Origin of the sequence: Acinetobacter seifertii (genome assembly GCF_016064815.1) — a bacterium.
Taxonomy (GTDB): domain Bacteria; phylum Pseudomonadota; class Gammaproteobacteria; order Pseudomonadales; family Moraxellaceae; genus Acinetobacter; species Acinetobacter seifertii.
Map to the genome: position 1 here is coordinate 195,459 of NZ_CP065820.1, position 20,405 is coordinate 215,863.

A 20,405-nucleotide genomic window follows, 5' to 3' on the forward strand; every position below is an offset into this window, starting at 1 on the left:
AAATTGCATTGAAATTTGTTTATAATAGCTCACGGAATTTACCAGTGAGATTGTTATGCTGACCATCGTTCAAGAAGCGCTAACCTTCGATGATGTCTTATTACTTCCTGCCTACTCTACTGTTCTCCCAAAAGATGTCTCTCTAAAGACACGTTTAACTCGCGGCATTCATTTAAATATCCCATTAGTTTCAGCTGCAATGGATACAGTGACTGAGTCACGTATGGCGATTGCGATGTCACAAAATGGTGGTATCGGGATTTTGCACAAAAACATGGATATTGCTGCTCAAGCTGCAGAAGTACGCCGTGTGAAAAAATTCGAAGCGGGTATGGTGAAAGACCCTATCACTGTAACGCCTGAAACTACAGTACGTGAACTGATTGCAATTACCAGCGCTAATAACATTAGTGGTGTACCTGTTGTTAAAGACGGCAAGGTTGTTGGTATTGTGACAGGCCGTGATACGCGTTTTGAAACTAACTTGGAACAACCTGTTAGCAACATCATGACAGGTCAAGATCGTTTAGTCACTGTACGTGAAGGCGAGTCTAAAGAAAATATTCAAGCATTATTGCAAAAACACCGTATTGAAAAAGTCTTGGTCGTTGGCGAGAGTAATGAACTTAAAGGCTTAATTACGGTAACTGATTTCCGTAAAGCTGAGAGTTATCCAAACAGTTGTAAAGATGATCTTGGTCGTTTACGTGTTGGTGCTGCGGTAGGTACTGGTGCTGATACACCAAGTCGTGTGGAAGCATTGGTTGAAGCTGGTGTTGACGTTATTGTTGTTGATACAGCACATGGTCACTCTGCTGGTGTAATTGAACGTGTACGTTGGGTGAAACAAAACTTCCCTCAAGTACAAGTGATTGGTGGAAATATTGCAACTGGTGATGCTGCATTGGCGTTATTAGATGCAGGCGCAGATGCTGTAAAAGTAGGTATTGGTCCTGGTTCTATCTGTACTACACGTATTGTAGCAGGTATTGGTATGCCACAAATTTCTGCAATTGACAGCGTTGCTAGCGCACTAAAAGATCAAATTCCTTTAATTGCAGATGGCGGTATCCGTTTCTCTGGTGATATGGCTAAAGCGATCGGTGCTGGTGCAAGCACAATCATGGTCGGCTCACTTCTAGCTGGTACTGAAGAAGCACCTGGTGAAGTTGAATTCTTCCAAGGTCGTTACTACAAAGCATATCGTGGTATGGGTTCATTAGGTGCAATGGCTGGAGCTACTGGTTCTGCTGACCGTTACTTCCAAGACTCAAAAGCGGGTGCTGAAAAATTAGTACCAGAAGGTATTGAAGGTCGTGTTCCATATAAAGGCCCAATGGGTAATATCGTTCATCAAATGATGGGTGGTTTACGTTCATCAATGGGCTATACAGGTTCAGCTGTGATTGAAGATCTTCGCCAAAATGCGAAATTTGTGAAAATTACTTCAGCGGGTATGTCTGAGTCACATGTTCATGATGTAACGATTACTAAAGAAGCTCCAAACTATCGTGTTGGTTAGATTTTAGTAACTAAATCAAGTAAGAAAGCCGTCAGTACACTGACGGCTTTTTGTTTTTGGTGTAAAGTAAATCTGATGAAAAGAGATATGGCAAAATAGCCATATATGAAATAGGCCACGGTTGAAGTGGCGTAAAAATGAGATAAGCTATGAGTTATTTTGGAACGGATGGTATTCGTGGAAAATTTGGGCAAATGCCCATTACACCAGAGTTTGCTTTAAAGCTCGGGTTTGCCGCAGGGAAGGTATTAAAACGAAAAAGTCCAAAAAATAAACCGCTTGTTGTATTAGGAAAAGATACTCGTTTATCTGGCTATATTTTAGAGTCTGCTTTGCAGGCTGGATTAAACGCAGCTGGCGTATATGTTCATTTACTAGGCCCATTACCGACACCTGCGATTGCACATCTTACTCGTGCATTGCATGCTCATGCAGGTATTGTAATTTCTGCATCACATAATCCATATTATGATAATGGGATTAAATTCTTCTCAAGTGAAGGAAAAAAACTACCGGATTCATTACAAGAAGAAATTAATAAAGAATTAGAAAACGATTTATTCATTGAGGACACTGCAAATTTAGGTAAAAGTGTTCGTGTAAATGATGCAAATGGTCGCTATATCGAATTTTGTAAATCTACTTTCCCTTACCACTTCGATTTAAATAATTTAAAGATCGTGTTGGACTGTGCACATGGTGCAGCCTATAGTGTTGGCCCTTCAGTTTTTCGTGAACTAGGTGCTAAAGTTGTTGCTTTATACAACGAACCAGACGGTTTAAACATTAATGAGAACTGTGGTTCAACACATCCAGAACACTTACAAAAAGCGGTGGTTGAGCATGAAGCAGATTTAGGTATTGCCTTTGATGGTGATGCTGACCGCGTGGTGATGGTTGATAAGTTTGGTCACTTAATTGATGGTGACCATATCTTGTACATTTTAGCGACTCAGGCGAAAAATAAGCCAGTAGGGGTTGTTGGTACGGTCATGAGTAATATGGCGCTTGAAATTGCACTTGAAAAAGCAAATGTTGGCTTTGTTCGTGCAAAAGTTGGTGACCGTTATGTATTGCAAGCTTTAGAAGAAAATGGTTGGGTGATAGGTGGCGAGCCTTCCGGTCATATTTTAACTTTGGACAAGAGCACAACTGGTGATGCGATTATTGCAGCACTTCAAGTGTTAACTGTAATGGTTGAACAGAATAAAGCGCTCCATGAACTAGTTCAGGACTTTGAGTTATTTCCACAAGTGCTGGTAAATATACGTTTAGAACAAATGCTTGATCCGTATTCTATTCCTGCATTGATTACTGAATTTGATAAAGCAGAAGCACAGCTTAAAGGTCGTGGTCGTATCCTGATTCGTAAGTCAGGAACTGAGCCAGTCATTCGCGTCATGGTTGAAGGTGATGACGAACAAGAAGTGAATGCTTTGGCTGAACATTTAGCAAATGCAGTTCGTTCACAAGCACAAGTCGCATAAGGTGTATGGCATGAGTGATGTCATTAAAGATTTAAGCGAATTACGCTTAAGTTATGAACAAGGTGAATTGTACGAGACGCAAGTCGCGAGTAATCCACATGAGCAATTCTTAGGTTGGTTTAATCATGCTTTAGCTGCGAACTTGCACGAACCGTATGCAATGTCGTTAGCAACTGCGAGTGCTAGCGGTCGCCCGCATGTCAGAACTGTATTATTACGTGGTGCCACAGAAGCAGGGTATGATTTTTATACCAACTATGACAGCCAGAAAGGCGCAGATTTGGCAGAAAATCCATATGCTGAACTGTTATTTTATTGGCCGAGTTTAGAGCGTCAGGTACGTGTGGGTGGGCATGTTGTGAAGATTCCTGAACAGGAATCTACCGACTATTACCATAAGCGTCCACGTGATAGCCAGATTGCAGCTCATATTAGTACGCCGCAAAGTGGAAAAATCGAAAGCCGAGAGCTGTTACAGCAGCGCTTCCAAGACTTGCAACAACAAGTTCAAAGCAGTGAAATACTCGATAAGCCAGAGTTTTGGGGCGGATATCGTCTGCAACCGGATTATTATGAATTCTGGCAAGGGCGACCAAATCGTTTACATGACCGCTTGAGTTATGAAAAAATCGACGGTCAATGGACATTGCACCGACTGATGCCTTAAATGACAAAAATACAAATCAAACAAAGACCTTTATTGACACGCCCTGAACAGTTTCAGGGCGTGCCTCCGTTTATTGCCGAGATTTTGGCAAGACGTGGAGTGCAGTCTGAACAAGAACTAGAGCTAAAACTTAAGAATTTGCTTGCGCCAGAGCTCAAAGGATTGGATGCTGCTGTCGCATTAATGGACCAAGCCATTGATGAGCAGAAAAAAATTGTGATTGTGGGCGACTATGATGCCGATGGTGCAACCAGCACAGCTTTAATGATACTTGTGCTTCGCGACATGGGAGCACAAGTCGACTATTTGGTTCCAGATCGTTTTAAATATGGTTATGGCCTTACTCCAGCCATTGCTGAGCTTGCTCATCAAACTTATCAACCCGATCTATTAATTACGGTAGATAATGGAATTTCTAGCCATGCTGGTGTTGATGCAGCACATGCTCTAGGCATGCAAGTCATTATTACCGACCATCATCTAACGACCAAAGAGACCCCGCTTGCTGAGGCGGTGGTAAACCCAAACCAATTAGGCTGTGAGTTTCCAAGTAAAGCACTTGCTGGTGTTGGGGTTGCTTTTTATGTGCTTGCCAATCTGGCGAGTCTACGTAGTAGACAAGGCAAAAGTACCAGTAAAGTCACACAATATTTAGATTTAGTCGCTTTGGGAACCTATGCCGATGTGGCTGTTCTAGACTATAACAACCGTATATTAGTCGATGCGGGTGTAAAACGCATCCAGCAACATCATTGTCGAGTAGGAATCTTAGCCTTACTCGATATCGCAGGTCGAGAAGCTACTTCAATACGTGCTCAAGACTTAGGATTTGTTCTTGGTCCGCGTATTAATGCAGCAGGGCGTATGGAGAGCATGCGTATTGGGATCGAGTGTTTATTAGCAGAGACGATGGAAACGGCTTATCCCATTGCTCAGCAATTAAACCAGTTAAATATCGATCGCCGTCAAATTGAAGGAGAGATGAAGCAACAAGCTTTATCGGCCTTAGATACTTTGCAACTTTCACAGCAAGATATTCCTGCGGCGCTTGTTCTATTTGAAGAAAACTGGCATCAAGGCGTCATTGGTATAGTCGCGGGCCGTTTAAAAGAACAGTTCCATCGGCCTACAATTGTTTTTGCACCCGATGAAGATGGCATTCATATCAAAGGTTCTGCACGTTCAATTGACGGTGTGCACATTCGAGATACCATTGAGCAAGTTGCCGAACAACATCCTGAGTTGGTGAGCCATTTTGGTGGGCATGCTGCTGCAGCAGGTTTGACGATACGTAAAGAAAACTTTGAGGCTTTTAAAACAGTATTTAGTAACTGTGTGGCTTCAATGGATGAATCTATCTTTCAAGCGACATTATGGACTGATGGTGAGCTCCCTGTTTCTGCTTTGCAGTTAGATACCTTGAACTGGATTGAACAGTTAGGCCCGTGGGGACAAAAATTTCCACTGCCTCAATTTGAAGGATATTTTAAAGTTATCGATTTCCGTTGGCTCAAAGAGACACACTTAAAACTTAAATTGGCTTTAGATCAATATAGTTTCGATGCAATTGCTTTTAACGCAGCAGGCCGCTTCGAGTTTGATCCTATGCGTGACCATGTACATTTAGTCTATGAAATAGACCGTAATGTTTTTAATGGTAATGTGAGTTTACAGCTGCGAATTGTGCATTTAAAACAATAAAAAATCCGCTCAATTGAGCGGATTTTTTTAATCTAGGTAAGATTAGAAGCGGTATGCTGCACGAACACCATAAGTGTTGTCGTTATCACCGAAACCAATACGACCTTCAACACTTACTTGCTGATTCAAGAATTTTTTAGCATTAATGCCCCATTCGTCTTTATCAGTTAAGTCATTGTTGTAGTAGTCCACACCTAAACTTAAAGTTTTATCGATGTAGTAGTCGCCACGAACTTTATATTCGTCAAGGTCACCAAATGCGCCATAAGCTTCAAGATTTACGTCATGTTGACCAACTTGAGTTACGTATTTTGCACGAACGGTAGGATCTGCACCGTCTTTACCGTCTTTTTCGTCATAACCTTTAACACCTAAAGCAAGTAACAAACCAGGTGCTGGTAAGTAACCTACTTCAGCTGCATAAGTTGTAACTTTCTGGTCGTAGTTTGTGTTGTCGATCTCACGTTCATTTCTGCCTACATCACCGCTAAGGTAGAAGTCAGTATTAGGAACATAGTATTCAACACCTACGCCGTATTGAGTATCTTTAGTACCGCTGTTATCGCCATAGTTAACGTGTGCGTTAACGTTGCTTGCACGGTTTAAGAATGCTGCTTCAGCAAGCGGTGCATTACGTGTTTGAACAGGGTTGAAATAATATGTACCATCAACACCGAATTTGCTTACGCTGCTACCGTTATCTGGATCAAGATAAGTGTAAGAACCACCAACTTCAGCTTGGTAAGCGTTTGCTGCGCCACTTACTGCAAGCGCAGATAAAAGAGCTGATGCAATTGCTAGTTTTTTCATGGAATCTCTCCCCTCTAAAAACGATTTTATAAATGTTTTGTTACAACTTTTAGTCTAGAGCAAAATCATTTAGCGTCAATCTTGTACGAGTAACTGGACTGTAACCATGTGCTTTTTTTGTAAATTTAATTAAATTAAGTCATTGATTTAAATTGATAAATACATAATGTTTTATTTTATTAAAATTGAGGAGATTTTGTGTAGAAACTTAAAAATGCTGGAAAAGTACCCAATTTTGTATGGGGATGTTACGAATAAAGCTTAAAATCTTCTGAAAGAAATAAAAACTTTTTAAATTGAAAATATGAGTTAAAGATTAAAGCAGGTTCGAAGATAACCATAGCTATGATAAAATATTCGACTGTTTATCTGCTTTTATGGGAACACTCGCGTGGAAATTAATCCTTATCTAAACCAATTGAAAGACTTAACTGATCGTAGCCAAACACTACGGGGGTATCTTTGACTACGATCTGAAAAAAGAGCGTTTAGAAGAAGTTTTACGTGAGTTAGAAGACCCTGCGATCTGGAATGATCAAAACCGTGCTCAGGCAATGGCAAAAGAAAAGGGCGAACTAGAAAACGTTATTAATGTATTAGATGGGTTGTCTACACAGCTTGAAGATGCCAAAGCAATGCTCGATTTAGCTGTTGAAGCTGATGATGAAAGCTTGCTGGTAGATGTCCAATCTGAGCTTGGCGCTGCTGAAGAAGAATTAGCAAAACTTGAATTCCGCCGTATGTTTAGCAACCCAATGGACCCAAATCCTTGCTATGTCGAGATTCAAGCAGGTTCAGGCGGTACAGAAGCACAAGATTGGGCTTCAATGTTATTACGTATGTATATGCGCTGGATTGAGCGTCACGGTTTTAAAGCAGAACTTATGGAAGTATCTGATGGTGACGTAGCAGGGATTAAATCTGCAACGATTCGTGTTGAAGGTGAATATGCATATGGCTGGTTACGTACAGAATCAGGTGTACACCGTTTAGTGCGTAAGTCACCATTTGACAGTGGTAACCGCCGTCATACTTCATTCTCTGCGGTGTTTATTTCGCCGGAAGTTGATGACAATATCGAAATCGATATTAATCCTTCTGATGTTCGTACCGATACTTACCGTGCATCTGGTGCAGGTGGTCAGCACATTAACAAAACAGATTCAGCAGTTCGTTTGACGCACATTCCATCTGGTATTGTGGTTGCATGTCAAAACCAGCGTTCACAACATGCGAACCGTGATCATGCATGGAAACAGTTACGTGCAAAATTGTATGAACTAGAAATGCAAAAGCGTAATGAAGCGGCTCAAGCACTTGAAGACTCGAAGTCTGATATTGGTTGGGGTAGCCAAATTCGTTCTTATGTACTTGATGACTCTCGTATTAAGGACTTACGTACAGGTGTTGAAAACTCAAATACTGGTGCAGTTCTTGACGGTGACCTCGATCGTTTCATTGAAGCGAGTTTAAAGCAGGGGTTATAAGAGTTTTTCGAACTTTTAGTTCTTTAAAACTCTTAAATTTTTAGCGATTAAAACGGCAAAGCAGTTCAGTGATCGGAAGTTAATCGGAAAAATACGATATGAATATCGAAAAAAATGGATATGAATATCGAAAAAATGCGATATTATGTTTTCGAAATGCTGAACGAAGCTTTGTTCGTTTAAAAGACGTGTTGAGCCTATGGATATTGATGCAATTAGCAAGGCCCTAGCCAATCCTCTGCGTCGGCAGATTCTGCAATGGTTAAAAGAACCTGCGCATTATTTACCGGTAGAAGAGTGTGGTGGTAGTTTTGAAAAAGGGGTTTGCGCAGGTCATATTGAACGTTTGGGTAAAGTAGCTCAGTCTACAATGTCCAATCATTTGTCTGTATTACAGCAGGCCGGTCTCATTCAGGTCCAAAAATATGGGCAGTGGTCTTATTTTTCACGTAACGAAGCTTTGATTCAGCAATATATCGAACATTTAAAACAAACACTTTAAAACAAATAAAGTGTAAGTCGAGGCGATCATGGCTGAACTCAATACTCCCTTAACAGTTGGTGATTTTGAAATTAAAAATCGACTGGTAATGGCCCCATTAACACGTGCACGTAGTGGCGAAAGCCGTGTTCCAAACGACTTAATGGTGGAATATTATCAGCAACGTGCAAATGCTGGTCTCATTCTCACGGAAGCAACAGTGATTGGTTCAAAAACTGTGGGTTATGCAGATACTCCAGGACTATGGTCACAAGAGCAGGCACAAGCTTGGAATAAGATTATTGAAGCAGTTCATGCACAGGGTTCAAAAATTGTAGTTCAGCTTTGGCATGTGGGCCGTATTTCAGACCCTGAACTCTTAGATGGTGATATTCCAGTTGCACCAAGTGCGATTCAACCTGCGGGTGAAGTGAGTCTATTACGCCCTAAACGCCCATTTGTAAAACCGCGCGCACTTTCAATTGAAGAAATTCAAGAAGTTGTAGCTCAATATAAACATTCAGCAGAACTGGCTAAAGCCGCTGGTTTTGATGGTGTTGAGTTGCACGCTGCAAATGGTTATTTAATTGACCAGTTCCTTCAAAGTAATACCAACCAACGTGATGATGAGTATGGTGGTCCGGTTGAAAATCGTGCTCGCTTGTTATTAGAAGTGGTTGATGCCTTTATTGAAGTGTGGGGCGCTGGCCGAGTAGGTGTACACATTGCACCGCGTGGCGACTCTCATGATATGGGTGATGAAAATCCATTAGCGACATTCGGTTATGTGGTTGAACAATTGAGTCAACGTAATGTAGCTTTCATTTTCTCTCGCGAATACGAAGCTGCCGATAGTATTGGTCCGCAATTACGTGAAAAATTTAATGGTGTATGGATTGCCAATGAAAATCTGACACCAGAGTCGGCAAAACGTATTTTACGTGAAGGTCAGGCAGATGCAGTATCTTTTGGTAAGGCTTATATTGCGAACCCAGACCTTTTACAACGTTTAGAGCAAGGTCTACCATTAAATGAAATTCAACCAACGACTTTATATGCTAAAGGTGCTGAAGGTTATACAGACTATCCTGCTTTAGAAGCTTCATAAAAACATTTTATTATTAAGTTTTTCTTTTTACTGAACTTGCTCTTTTGTGAGTTCAGTCAATCACTTTTCTTGTATATGGTAGAGTTTAGGTATCGAAACTCTGCCATTTTTTTTATCTATGTTATATTTTCCGCAGTTTTTAAATTTTGACTATTTGAGGCAAACCGCTTGGCGACCCCATTTTGGTACAACACAGCACTCCATTTATTAAAACCGTTTTATCGCTGGCGAATAAAAAGACGTGCAGAAAGTCTGGAATTATATCATCAGGAATGTCTGGAAAGATTTGGGCCGTTTGAAGATCCGAAGAATGTAAAAGCCATCTGGTTTCATGCTGTTTCAGTCGGGGAAACCAATGCTGCACAGCCTTTAATCGAGCACTATCTCAAACTTGGGCAGCCGGTTTTAGTGACCAATACTACAAAAACAGGTCAGGCACGTGCCAAGTCACTTTTTTTAAAAGAACCCTATCTAGATTTATTCCAAGCAGTCTATTTGCCTGTAGACCAAAAACCGCTTTTAAAACAATTTTTCGAGTCATACCAACCGAGACTTTTAGCACTAGTTGAAACAGAGCTTTGGCCAAATTTAATCGATCAAGCCAAATTGCAGCATGTGCCTTGTTTGTTGCTTAATGCTCGCCTATCTGAAAAGTCAGCAAAAGGTTATAGTAAAGTCTCAAGTTTAACAGCCGGTATGTTAAAGCAAATCGACTGGGTATTAGCACAAGATAGTGCAACCCGTCAGCGTTATGTCGAGCTTGGTTTAGATGAGCATAAAAGTCAGGTCGTTGGAAATATTAAGTTTGATATTCATGCGCCTGAGGCTTTTATTAAGCAAGCTGCCCAATTGCATCAGCAGTGGTATTTGGAAAACCGTCAGGTTGTGACGATTGCCAGTACACATGCACCCGAAGAACAACAAATTTTGGAGGCACTTGCACCTCATTTAAATTCCAATCGTGAGTTGGTATGTATAGTTGTGCCTCGTCATCCTGAACGCTTCGATGAAGTATTTGAAATTTGTCAAAATTTAAATTTAGTTACGCATCGTAGAAGCATGGGGCAAAGTATTCATGCCAGCACACAGGTTTATTTGGCCGATAGCATGGGTGAGCTTTGGTTATGGTACGCCTTAAGTCAGGTGTGCTTTGTAGGTGGTTCTTTAAATGAGCCGGGTGGCGGACATAATATTTTAGAACCTATGGTTTTAAATGTACCTACAGTAGTGGGACCGCGTTACTTCAACTTCCAAACAATAGTTGATGAGTTTATTGATGAAAATGGGGTACTTATTGCTCAAGATGCACAGCAGGTCGTTGATATCTGGTTGGCTTGTCTGGCAGAACCTGAAGCTACTGAACAGCTAGTTACACAGGCGCATAAAGTATTGCAGCGTAATCAAGGTTCGCTACAAAAACATATTGGGGTGATTAACCGGTATTTGGCCGAAAAACCATGAATATTGTTTTACTAGAACCTGAAGATACTCAGTCAGAAATCTGGTCGATTCATTCAAAGCGCCAATTGCAACATTTACGTGAACATCTTGATATTACGGTTGGCCAAAATCTGAAAGTTGGTATTCGTAATGGCACGCGTTATGTCACAGAAATTGTTTCGATTGATGAGCAAGAAGTGTGTATACGCCCTATTCTTGAAGAAGCAGTACCGGTAAAACTTCCAGTTCATTTAATTGTGGCTTTACCAAGACCTAAAGTTTTGCGCCGTTTAATTATGGATAGTGTGACTTTAGGTGTTGAAAAGATAAGCCTAATTCATAGTTATCGCGTTGATAAAAGCTATTGGCAAACTCCTTTTTTACAGCAAATTGATCAATATGTTACGCTTGGACTTGAACAAGCAGGTGATACCATCGTTCCTGAAGTTCAGATCTATAAACGTTTTAAACCTTTTGTTGAAGACGTTTTGCCAACCCTAATTTCAGAAACATCTCCTGCCTATGTGGCTCACCCTTATGCCGAGCAGAGTATGCCAATTAATATTAGCCATGCTTGTAGTGTAGTGGTCGGGCCGGAAGGGGGATTTATTCCTTATGAAGTTGATTTACTCACAAAAAACGGTTGCCAAGCTGTGAGCTTAGGCAACCGTATTTTAAGAACAGAAACGTCTATTTCTTATATTTTAGGGCGTTTATTTAGCTGAGTTATCCACATTCAATGGCAAATGATTTGCAGCCATTTTTAATTCCTGAATTGGGTAAGGAATATTAATGCCATTTGCATTGAAGGCTTGTTTTACTTCGGCTTGAATAGTGCTTGTAGATGATGAAATATCTGTCTCAGTGGTATTAATCCACCAGCGTACCGTAAGGTTAACTGAGAAGTCGGCTAGAGCTGTTACGTTAACCGAGAAAGCAGGCTGACTCAGCACATTTCGGTCATTATTGAGAATATCTAAAATAATTTGTTTCGCTTTTTGCTCATCGTCGTCATAGCCAATACCGACTACAAACTCGCAGCGACGTTGTTGATAGGCTGTATTTACTGTTAAGGCACTTGTATAAACCGTTGCGTTTGGAATAACAATACGACGGCCATCTGGTGAGCGTAAGAAGGTTGCACGAATCTGAATATCTTCAACAGTCCCTTCAAGTGAATTCACTACAATCGAATCACCAATACGGAATGGCTCGCTCAATAAAATCAAAATACCTGAAAGCAGGTTTTGGAAAATATCTTTAAATGCAAAACCAATTGCGACCGAACCAATACCTAAGGCACTCATGAGTTGGCCCGGCGTGAACCCTGGGATCATGATGACAAGCGCAATTAAGAAACCAAAGAATAAAATTGTTGTACTGCCGACACGGTTTAAAACAAGTACCAGATTTTGGCGAGTATAAGAGCGATTTTCTAAAGTCTTACGAACAAAGAACTTAAATAATTTGGTCAGTAGCCAAAAAATAATAAAAACGGTAATCGCAATGCAGATATAAGGTACACGTTCCCAGAAACTATCTACAATTTTGTCGATAGTGGTATATGCATCATGATATTTCTCGGTATGTGCTAAAACCGTTTGAGTGGTTTTAGTACCCGCTTCTTGCAACAGTTCGCCTGTATTTTTTGCAACATCCGTTAAGGATTTTTGTTCATCAGCCACGACAAGTCTCGATTGAATAAATTCATGAAAGCTGTTTTTCAGCTTCCATCATAGTAGGAGATAAAATGTGCGCCTACTATAATGAGTTCAACTAAATAATAAAGTGTTTTTTAATTAAAAGTATTGCGTTCCTTTTTGTAAAATTTGTGTTGGGGTTTGAATAGTATCGGTACTAGAGAAGTAGTAAAAAAAGCCTGCGGTAGAAATAAGGCTAATCAAAATAGCGAATAAAATAAACCAAGCCATCAGTTTTTCTATAAAGGTTGAAGGTCGAGCTGGACCATATTGATTTGGACCTGCTGTACCGGAAGCAAGCAATAAATAGATCATGAAAAAGAACTGTACGACTGGAATAAATAACAGCAGCCCCATCCAACCACTTTTATTTAAATCGTGCAAACGTCTAACAACCAGAACAATATTTAAATAAATCAAAAATAGCCAAAAAGCCCAGACCACTAAAGCACTTACGCCAGAAAGAGAACTGTAAAACTCAAAATTAAATAGATTACTTGAAAGCTGAAAACTTCCAAGAAATGAAGCCAAAATGAAATAACCTATGAGGGTGACTAAATAAATTAGGCCATAGCCACCCAAATAACTCATGCGGTTAAAGCGACCATGAATTGAAAAAGGGCTGTCTTTAAATGGAAGTTGTGGTGGACGTGAAGAGGGCGTTTCGGCAAACATATTATTTTATTCCTGTATTGCATATGAGAGACAAAATAATCTTTGTTGATGATCAAAACCATCAAATCTTTAAAAAATTATAAAAGTAAAAGCTATAGACAAATGTTTTAAATCAACTTAATTTTATAAAAATGTTCACAATTTCGTATGTTTGAGTAAGTGGTTAATATGTGACCAAAGTCGGATTGTCTAGGCTTTGAAACAGTCACCATACTGAAAAGGCATACAAATAAGATCCAGTAAAATAATAGCCACAGTCTCGAGATGGGATGCACAAGATCAAGGAAGTTGCGTATGAATGAGATCTATCCGGTACCAGAGGAATTTAAAAAAACAGCTCGTACTGTTGAAGCAGACTACTTTAAACGTTATCAACACTCTATCGAGAACCCAGATGAATTCTGGGCAGAGCAAGCTAAAATTGTCGATTGGATAAAGCCATTTACCCAAGTTAAAAATACCAGTTTTGACAAAGACAATTTCAAAATTGAATGGTTTGCCGATGGCGAGTTGAACGTATCAGCAAACTGTTTAGACAGGCATCTTAAAGAACATCCACATAAACCTGCCATTATTTGGGAAGGTGACCATCCTTCTCGTCATAAAATCGTTTCTTATAAAGAATTACACGATGAAGTCTGCCGCTTTGCCAACGTTTTAAAGAAATATGGCATTGGTAAAGGTGACCGCGTTGTACTGTATATGCCAATGGTGACTGAAGCTGCAATTGCCATGTTAGCCTGTGCCCGTATTGGTGCTGTTCACTGCGTGGTATTTGGTGGGTTCTCGCCAGACTCGTTGGCAAGTCGTATTGAAGATAGCCAAGCTAAACTGGTGATTACTGCAGACTCAAGCCTACGTGCTGGAAAACTATTACCCCTCAAAGAAAATGTCGATTTGGCTTTAGCATTACCGGGTACCGAGTGTGTTGAAAATGTGATTGTGGTTTACCGCAATGCAAACCCGATTGAAATGAAGCAGGGTCGTGATTTGTGGTATCACCTCATTATTATGGAGGTAGATGCAAACTGTCCTCCAGAACCAATGAAGGCAGAAGACCCTTTATTTATTCTTTATACTTCGGGATCGACAGGAAAACCGAAAGGGGTGTTGCATACCACGGGTGGTTACTTAGTCTATGTAACCAGTACCTTTAAAGAAGTCTTCGATTTAAAACAAGATGATGTGTATTGGTGTACAGCCGATATTGGTTGGATTACAGGGCATAGTTATCTGATTTATGGTCCACTGGCAAATGGTACGACGACCTTAATGTTCGAAGGTGTACCTCAGTATCCAACATGGGCACGTCTTGGTCATGTGGTCGATAAACATAAAGTCTCTATTTTATATACAGCGCCAACCGCGATTCGTGCCATGATGCGAGAAGGTGATTCGTTTGTACGTGAAAGTAATCGTAGCAGTTTGCGTTTACTTGGTTCGGTTGGTGAGCCAATTAACCCAGAAGCTTGGAACTGGTACTACAACGTTGTTGGCGAAGGCCGTTGCCCAATTGTTGATACATGGTGGCAAACTGAAACAGGTGGTATTTTAATTGCCCCATTACCGGGTGCAACAGCATTAAAACCGGGTTCGGCAACACGTCCGTTATTTGGTATTCAACCCGCCATTGTAGATGGTGAAGGTAATGAGTTAGAAGGTGCGGCTGAAGGTAACCTTGTAATTAAAGATTCATGGCCGGGGCAGATGCGTACCATTTGGGGTGATCCTGATCGCTTTATTGAGGCGTATTTCTCTACCTTTAAAAATACTTATTTTACAGGTGATGGTGCTCGCCGTGATCAAGATGGTTATTACTGGATTACAGGTCGAGTTGACGATGTCTTAAACGTTTCAGGCCATCGTTTAGGTACGGCTGAAATTGAAAGTGCTCTTGTTTCGCATGAATCAGTAGCAGAAGCAGCCGTAGTAGGTATGCCTCATGATATTAAAGGACAGGGCATTTGTACTTTTGTGACCTTACAGGCGGGTGTGCCAGAGTCGGAAGAACTGCGTAAAGAGTTAATCAACTGGGTGCGTAAAGTACTTGGACCAGTAGCTTCGCCAGATGCACTGCATTGGGCACCTGCATTACCGAAAACCCGTTCGGGTAAAATTATGCGCCGTATTTTAAGAAAGATCGCGGCAAACGAGCTTGATAGTTTAGGCGATACTTCAACTTTGGCTGAACCTGCTGTGGTAGATCAGTTAATTGCAACGGTTTATCCCGATAAGCAAAACTAATTTTAAAAAGCCCCATTTGGGGCTTTTTTATTGAGATTCATTAAGAGTTTGCTAAAAAGTCAGCAGTATTTTGTACATTTGCAAATGTACTCAGCGCAGTTAAAAAAGCTGTTTGTACGTCTTCAGCTTTTGTAGTCTTTCCAGCATAGCTTAAATCACGAGTTGCCGTTGCATCTGCAATTAAGATGGGTTGATAGCCAAGTTCTTTGGCTGCACGTGTCCCTGAATCAATACACATATGCGTCATCATGCCTGTAATCACGAGTTGTTCAATTTGATGTGCTTTTAAAAGTTCTTCTAAATTGGTTTCTAAGAAACTATTTGGATAATGCTTTGTCACGATTAATGAATCACTGCCAGCACTAAGTTCAGGATGAAGTAAAACCCCATCTGTATTTTCTTGAAAGAAGCTGGCTTGTGGCGGGTTAATATGTTGCACATAAATAATCGGTAAATTTTTCTCGTTAAAATATTGTTCAAGCTGCTTTATTTTATCGAGCGCTTGATCTGGTCCAACCAATTCCATTTTGCCATTTTTAAAATAATCATTTTGAACATCGATAACTAATAGTGCTTGTTTCATGAGAACACTCTTGTTTGTATAAGATAAAACAAGGTTATTCTCTACTGGCAAAATCGGCTATAGTCCTATGAAAGCATTAACGCCAGTTTTCTTTCGCCATGAAAAATGAATATTGAATTAGACCCGATTGATCTAAAAATTCTTGCATTACTCAAGCAAGATTCCCGCTTAACCAATAAAGAAATCGGGCAGCGAGTTCACCGGACGGGGCAGGCGGTGGGTACTCGAATTGCTCAATTAATGGATGCAGGGGTTATCAAAAATTACACCATTGCCGTTCAATATTCGTATAAACAATTTATTCATTTGCATCTAAATGAACAACGTGCTTTTGAAGAAATTGAAAATTTAGTGAAGCAATATGAGCAAATAGATGAATGTTTCAAAGTCATGGGCAATGCTTGCTACATGATAGTCAGTCATTTTGAGCCCACAGCATTAAATGAATTTATTGAGGTACTTTCGAAATGGTGTCGCTATTCAGTTGAAACAGTGATTCGAGAAGTTGAGAAACCTTAAAAAATAAAAGCTCCAAGCCGAGTCTTGGAGCCAATAAATCTTTATTTTAGTTTGTTGTTTTTATTATCTTGCGCTGTTTTTAACTGGAGTTTTTTAGGCTGATTTCGCTTGGATTTCTACCTCCTTTTCCTGTTGAAGTTCTAACTCACGAACGAGCGGCAGAACTTTTTCTCCGAAATATTCCACCTCTTCAATAAAGTGTAAGAATCCTGAAAGAACCAAATCGACACCTACATTTTTAAGCGCCACAATACGCTCTGCAATTTGCTGAGGTGTACCAATCAAATTGGTTTTGAAACCGTCGTTATATTGCACTAAATCTTCAAAAGTTGATTTTGCCCAGTTACCTTGTTGCTCTGGAGATGCTGCACCTGCTTCACGAGTTGCATCGCCAAATGCATTTACCGCTTCAGTGTTGGCCTTATCAATAATTTCTTGAAGTACCGCTTTTGCTTCTTCTTCAGTATCTCTAGCAATAATGAAAGCGTTCACACCAATTTTGACGTGATGGTTATTGGCTTTTGCTTTGGTACGAATGTCTTCTACTTGTTTTTGAATTTCTTCTACCGTATTGCCATTAGTGAAATACCAGTCAGAGACACGAGAAGCCATGTCACGTGCAGCCCGTGAACTACCTCCTTGAAACACTTCAATATGAGGCTTTTGCAGAGGTTTTGGTTTAAGTGTGTAGTTTTGGAACTGGTAGTATTTACCATCGAAACTATAGTTATCGGTGGTCCAGATTCCTTTTAGTGTACGAATAAACTCTTCAGAGCGGACATAGCGCTCGTCATGCTCTGGCCATTCCTCACCAATCGCATCAAACTCGCCTCTGAACCAGCCACTCACCACATTAATCGCAATACGGCCTTCAGTTAGATAATCAATTGTCGCGAGCTGTTTAGCTGCAAGTGCCGGTTTCCAAGGGCCGGGCAGAATAGCAGCAATCACCTTAAGCTTTTCAGTTTTTGCCAGTAATGCATGACTGAAACTCACGGATTCATGCTGGTTTTCTGCCCCATAGCCCGCCGTAAAACGAATTTGAGTGAGCGCATATTCAAAACCATTGTTTTCGGCTGCCTGAGCAAGTCGAACATTGTAGTCATAACTCCAGTCTGTACGCTGTTCGATGTTGCTCACAACAAGGCCACCGCTTACATTCGGTACCCAATAAGCAAATTTAATCGGTTGTTGTAATTGCGTCATGGTGCGCTCTCCCATTCGTTATTTTTATTTAGCGATATTGCGCTTAGGCAACATGCGTTAATGATTTGCCAGACTTATGATGCAAACGAGACTCTGCTGCATCAAGATTTGGTACAGCTGCTGAAGGTAATACTTCTTCTTGCTCAATTTGCTTGTTAATACCAAGTTCTTGATTTGCTTGCTGAGTCTTAGATTTGATTACCTCTGCACGTTTACCTTTTGCTGGTGCCCATTCTAAAATTGGTAATGCACGAGCCACTGCTAGCGTAATACGGTCAGATAGTTGCTCGCTTTTTACCGTATATTCAGGGGTAAAATCGCGATCTGTTGCATATACGCCAATTGGTAAAGTTTGTGCTTGGAAGAAGCTAAATAATGGACGAAGCTGATGTTCGAGTACTAAAGCATGGCGATCACTACCACCTGATGCTGCTAAAAGTACAGGCACGTCAACCAACGCAGTTTGTTCAACAAAATCGAAGAAGTGCTTGAAAAGACCTGTAAAAGAAGCACGGTAAACAGGAGTACCTACAATTAACGCATCTGCCGCTTCAACTGCTGCAAGATCATCTTGTACACGCTGCGGAAGTTGATTGCGATAAAATGCACCACCAAGTAATGGCCCAATTTCGCTTAATTTAATAAAATGAACTTTAACATCGATTGCTTCTGATAATTCATCAAGAATGGCTTGAACCAGACTTTCGGTTTTAGATGGGGTATTTAAGCCACCAGAAACGGCAACAATATTTAAAGGTTTTGGTGATGTGATACCAGTCATAATTTGGTCCTAAGCCTAAAAAAGAACATTGGACTTATTAATCAACATCAACGATAAACTGTAAAATAACGAAATTGGTCAACCTTATCAATTTTAAATATAAAAGATTAATCATGGATTTTTATAGTTTGGTTTTCTATTAAGCTGCTGTTTTTATTTTATATAATTATAGATGATATATTTTTTATAATAAAAAAGAAGCTTATATAAAAAACAGATTAATTTTTATTAAAAGTTAAAAAACATCTCAAAATTTTGACTAAGTTATGCATTTATCAATATTTTGCATAAAAATGGATACGATGAACGTATCTTTCATCTAAATAGTAGGGTTACAATAGGCCATACTTATGCTCAAGATTACTTTAATCGCTTATGAATATTTTAATCGTTGATGATCATCCTTTGTTTCGTCATGCTTTAATTCAAGCAGTACGTTATAGCCTGCCACAGGCACAAATTCATGAAACAGCTTCGGTTGATGAGTTTTATGAGCGTTTGGAAAATGGGGCAGAACCTGACCTAGTGTTACTCGATTTAAATTTACCGGGTGCTTCAGGTTTCTCTGCTCTGGTTTATGTAAGAGCTCAGTATCCTGCTATTCCAATTATTGTAGTTTCTGCGCATGAAGAAACTTCAATTATTCAGCGTGCAATTGCGCATGGCGCGATGGGTTATATTCCTAAATCGGCTCATCCAAGTCATATTGGTGAAGCGATTCGTCAAGTTTTAGATGGCGAAATTTGGTTGCCCCCTAACCTTCCATCAAATCTTAATCTTGATCCAAGAGCGGCAGATGAAACTGCTTTAGCGGAACGTATTCAGTCTTTAACGCCTCAGCAGTTCCGTGTTTTAATGATGGTTGCTGAAGGTTTGCTAAATAAACAGATTGCCTATGAACTCGATGTTTCAGAAGCAACCATTAAAGCGCATGTAACCGCTATTTTTAGAAAATTAGGTGTACAAAATCGTACCCAAGCTGTACTGGCAATTAGCGCATTAAATATTGAAGATAAGAAAATTTAAAAATAAAAAAAGACCTCAATTGAGGTCTTTTTTTATGTTCCACTTAGGCAAGGCAATCTTGCTTAGGTGTGAGGCTGTCGCAGTACAGTGGGTTAAGCGCACATTGCAAATCATCGATCTGTTCTTGGGTCACATAGCCTTTACTTTTTAAATATTCAGCTACACGGTCATCACGCAAGCTTAAGAAAGCTGCATCATAAACACCTAAATCAACAAACAGAGCAGCTGTTTCCAGACTGTTGAATCGATCAAGGAAAATGTCATTGCCATACATTAAGAAGATATGGTCGAGTTTTGCTTTTTCATCAACATGCAGACGTTCAGCAAGTTGATGAGGAGGTGTTTTAATAAACAGTAAGTCAGAAAGCTCATCAAACTGAGTCATATCTAACTGGTTTTCGCCAAGTTTGACATGACCTAGCCAAGCTTTGAAAACTAAAACAGCGCCACCACGTAGAAGCATACTCCAGATTTGATGACGTGTGTCATGGTCAAGATTTTCACTTTCAGCACTAAGAACTTTTAGAAAATTCTCTTCCTGTTGAGCTAACTTATCAAATAAACCTAAACCTTGAGGATGATAAGCAGCAGGTGCAAATACATCAAAATTTAGATCATGAAATACATTAAGCGCGAGTGGTACAGCACACTGATAAATTGTATTAAGTGCTTTGATATGCGATTCGCTAAGCTTGCTATGAGGAAAAATACTTTGCCAATCTAATTCTGGAAGTAAGGCATTAGCACTATATTGACGATAAAACTGTTGAGATGAAAGTTGCCCTTGCGGGTTGTTATCAGAAATATTCATGGCAGTTGTCCTTTGCTTTAATTCAAGAGCTGGCTATAGGCAGAAGTAAGTTCAAATATAAAATACGTTTGGAATATTTATGTGCCATGAAGAATGCAAGTAGAATACGACTAAAGTCTTATATGGTGTTTTTAAGTAAATAATATTTTTAAAAAAC

General features: G+C 40.0%; 19 protein-coding genes. 12 read left to right on the forward strand and 7 right to left on the reverse strand.

Going from position 1 to position 20,405, the window contains the following annotated elements:
- The first annotated feature begins 55 nt into the window (after positions 1–55).
- The 4 genes from guaB to recJ all read left to right on the forward strand — a co-directional run bounded on the left by guaB (position 56) and on the right by recJ (position 5,377).
- Positions 56–1,522, forward strand: coding sequence for an IMP dehydrogenase (gene guaB, locus I8T81_RS00910; protein WP_002121951.1), 1,467 nt, complete (start codon positions 56–58; stop codon positions 1,520–1,522).
- 149 nt (positions 1,523–1,671) lie between these two features.
- Positions 1,672–3,009, forward strand: a complete 1,338-nt coding sequence (gene glmM / locus I8T81_RS00915) for a phosphoglucosamine mutase (protein WP_198071926.1) — start codon at positions 1,672–1,674, stop codon at positions 3,007–3,009.
- Between the two features lie 10 nt (positions 3,010–3,019).
- On the forward strand, positions 3,020–3,676 hold the full coding sequence (gene pdxH / locus I8T81_RS00920; protein WP_198071927.1) for a pyridoxamine 5'-phosphate oxidase: 657 nt from the start codon (positions 3,020–3,022) through the stop codon (positions 3,674–3,676).
- On the forward strand, positions 3,677–5,377 hold the full coding sequence (gene recJ, locus I8T81_RS00925; protein ID WP_198071928.1) for a single-stranded-DNA-specific exonuclease RecJ: 1,701 nt from the start codon (positions 3,677–3,679) through the stop codon (positions 5,375–5,377). It abuts the gene before it with no gap.
- A gap of 42 nt (positions 5,378–5,419) precedes the next feature.
- Here the strand turns inward: recJ and I8T81_RS00930 are convergent, their stop codons facing one another.
- Positions 5,420–6,187 carry a putative porin gene (locus I8T81_RS00930; protein ID WP_004704957.1) on the reverse strand — a complete coding sequence of 256 codons (768 nt, stop codon included), beginning with the start codon at positions 6,185–6,187 and terminating at the stop codon, positions 5,420–5,422.
- 391 nt (positions 6,188–6,578) lie between these two features.
- Here I8T81_RS00930 and prfB point away from each other — a divergent pair.
- The 5 genes from prfB (at position 6,579) to I8T81_RS00955 (ending at position 11,428) form a co-directional block, all read left to right on the forward strand.
- Positions 6,579–7,674, forward strand: a protein-coding gene (gene prfB / locus I8T81_RS00935) for a peptide chain release factor 2 (RefSeq protein WP_099143691.1) whose coding sequence is annotated in 2 segments (ribosomal slippage) — positions 6,579–6,650 and positions 6,652–7,674 — 1,095 coding nt in all. Because the reading frame shifts where the segments join, the coding sequence is not laid out codon by codon here.
- A 199-nt stretch (positions 7,675–7,873) separates the two neighbouring features.
- Positions 7,874–8,176, forward strand: coding sequence for an ArsR/SmtB family transcription factor (locus I8T81_RS00940; protein WP_002053977.1), 303 nt, complete (start codon positions 7,874–7,876; stop codon positions 8,174–8,176).
- A gap of 28 nt (positions 8,177–8,204) precedes the next feature.
- Positions 8,205–9,263, forward strand: coding sequence for an alkene reductase (locus I8T81_RS00945; protein ID WP_004704960.1), 1,059 nt, complete (start codon positions 8,205–8,207; stop codon positions 9,261–9,263).
- Between the two features lie 168 nt (positions 9,264–9,431).
- Positions 9,432–10,724 (forward strand): 3-deoxy-D-manno-octulosonic acid transferase, encoded by a 1,293-nt coding sequence (locus tag I8T81_RS00950; protein WP_191012302.1) that lies wholly within the window; start codon positions 9,432–9,434, stop codon positions 10,722–10,724.
- Positions 10,721–11,428, forward strand: coding sequence for a 16S rRNA (uracil(1498)-N(3))-methyltransferase (locus tag I8T81_RS00955; RefSeq protein ID WP_198071929.1), 708 nt, complete (start codon positions 10,721–10,723; stop codon positions 11,426–11,428). The genes I8T81_RS00950 and I8T81_RS00955 overlap by 4 nt, the downstream gene beginning before the upstream one ends.
- On the opposite strand, the gene I8T81_RS00960 is transcribed toward I8T81_RS00955, so the two are convergent.
- Positions 11,417–12,388, reverse strand: coding sequence for a mechanosensitive ion channel family protein (locus I8T81_RS00960; RefSeq protein ID WP_198071930.1), 972 nt, complete (start codon positions 12,386–12,388; stop codon positions 11,417–11,419). The genes I8T81_RS00955 and I8T81_RS00960 overlap by 12 nt on opposite strands.
- A gap of 114 nt (positions 12,389–12,502) precedes the next feature.
- Entirely contained in the window at positions 12,503–13,078 is a 576-nt protein-coding gene (locus tag I8T81_RS00965) for a DUF805 domain-containing protein (RefSeq protein ID WP_198071931.1), read from the reverse strand.
- Positions 13,079–13,372: 294 nt separating this feature from the next.
- Between I8T81_RS00965 and acs the strand changes: the two genes are divergently transcribed.
- On the forward strand, positions 13,373–15,322 hold the full coding sequence (gene acs / locus I8T81_RS00970; protein WP_198071932.1) for an acetate--CoA ligase: 1,950 nt from the start codon (positions 13,373–13,375) through the stop codon (positions 15,320–15,322).
- Positions 15,323–15,362: 40 nt separating this feature from the next.
- On the opposite strand, the gene I8T81_RS00975 is transcribed toward acs, so the two are convergent.
- Positions 15,363–15,905 (reverse strand): cysteine hydrolase family protein, encoded by a 543-nt coding sequence (locus I8T81_RS00975; RefSeq protein WP_077165908.1) that lies wholly within the window; start codon positions 15,903–15,905, stop codon positions 15,363–15,365.
- 105 nt (positions 15,906–16,010) lie between these two features.
- On the opposite strand from I8T81_RS00975, the gene I8T81_RS00980 reads away from it, so the two are divergent.
- Positions 16,011–16,424, forward strand: coding sequence for an Lrp/AsnC family transcriptional regulator (locus I8T81_RS00980; protein WP_198071933.1), 414 nt, complete (start codon positions 16,011–16,013; stop codon positions 16,422–16,424).
- 93 nt (positions 16,425–16,517) lie between these two features.
- On the opposite strand, the gene sfnG is transcribed toward I8T81_RS00980, so the two are convergent.
- Together sfnG and msuE are read right to left on the reverse strand one after the other, a co-directional pair.
- Positions 16,518–17,630 (reverse strand): dimethylsulfone monooxygenase SfnG, encoded by a 1,113-nt coding sequence (sfnG, locus tag I8T81_RS00985; RefSeq protein ID WP_004704974.1) that lies wholly within the window; start codon positions 17,628–17,630, stop codon positions 16,518–16,520.
- Positions 17,631–17,673: 43 nt separating this feature from the next.
- A complete protein-coding gene (gene msuE / locus I8T81_RS00990; RefSeq protein WP_039251864.1) occupies positions 17,674–18,411 on the reverse strand; it encodes an FMN reductase in 738 nt (245 codons plus the stop codon).
- 375 nt (positions 18,412–18,786) lie between these two features.
- Between msuE and I8T81_RS00995 the strand changes: the two genes are divergently transcribed.
- On the forward strand, positions 18,787–19,437 hold the full coding sequence (locus tag I8T81_RS00995) for a response regulator (protein ID WP_004704978.1): 651 nt from the start codon (positions 18,787–18,789) through the stop codon (positions 19,435–19,437).
- Positions 19,438–19,480: 43 nt separating this feature from the next.
- Here the strand turns inward: I8T81_RS00995 and I8T81_RS01000 are convergent, their stop codons facing one another.
- Positions 19,481–20,248, reverse strand: coding sequence for a hypothetical protein (locus tag I8T81_RS01000; protein WP_019458510.1), 768 nt, complete (start codon positions 20,246–20,248; stop codon positions 19,481–19,483).
- Positions 20,249–20,405 lie beyond the last annotated feature (157 nt).

Coding starts and splice junctions, on each gene's coding strand:
- guaB (WP_002121951.1), top strand. CDS start 56: ATGCTGACCATCGTTCAAGAAGCGCTAACCTTCGATGATGTCTTATTA.
- glmM (WP_198071926.1), top strand. CDS start 1,672: ATGAGTTATTTTGGAACGGATGGTATTCGTGGAAAATTTGGGCAAATG.
- pdxH (WP_198071927.1), top strand. CDS start 3,020: ATGAGTGATGTCATTAAAGATTTAAGCGAATTACGCTTAAGTTATGAA.
- recJ (WP_198071928.1), top strand. CDS start 3,677: ATGACAAAAATACAAATCAAACAAAGACCTTTATTGACACGCCCTGAA.
- I8T81_RS00930 (WP_004704957.1), bottom strand. CDS start 6,187: ATGAAAAAACTAGCAATTGCATCAGCTCTTTTATCTGCGCTTGCAGTA.
- I8T81_RS00940 (WP_002053977.1), top strand. CDS start 7,874: ATGGATATTGATGCAATTAGCAAGGCCCTAGCCAATCCTCTGCGTCGG.
- I8T81_RS00945 (WP_004704960.1), top strand. CDS start 8,205: ATGGCTGAACTCAATACTCCCTTAACAGTTGGTGATTTTGAAATTAAA.
- I8T81_RS00955 (WP_198071929.1), top strand. CDS start 10,721: ATGAATATTGTTTTACTAGAACCTGAAGATACTCAGTCAGAAATCTGG.
- I8T81_RS00965 (WP_198071931.1), bottom strand. CDS start 13,078: ATGTTTGCCGAAACGCCCTCTTCACGTCCACCACAACTTCCATTTAAA.
- acs (WP_198071932.1), top strand. CDS start 13,373: ATGAATGAGATCTATCCGGTACCAGAGGAATTTAAAAAAACAGCTCGT.
- I8T81_RS00975 (WP_077165908.1), bottom strand. CDS start 15,905: ATGAAACAAGCACTATTAGTTATCGATGTTCAAAATGATTATTTTAAA.
- I8T81_RS00980 (WP_198071933.1), top strand. CDS start 16,011: ATGAATATTGAATTAGACCCGATTGATCTAAAAATTCTTGCATTACTC.
- sfnG (WP_004704974.1), bottom strand. CDS start 17,630: ATGACGCAATTACAACAACCGATTAAATTTGCTTATTGGGTACCGAAT.
- msuE (WP_039251864.1), bottom strand. CDS start 18,411: ATGACTGGTATCACATCACCAAAACCTTTAAATATTGTTGCCGTTTCT.
- I8T81_RS00995 (WP_004704978.1), top strand. CDS start 18,787: ATGAATATTTTAATCGTTGATGATCATCCTTTGTTTCGTCATGCTTTA.
- I8T81_RS01000 (WP_019458510.1), bottom strand. CDS start 20,248: ATGAATATTTCTGATAACAACCCGCAAGGGCAACTTTCATCTCAACAG.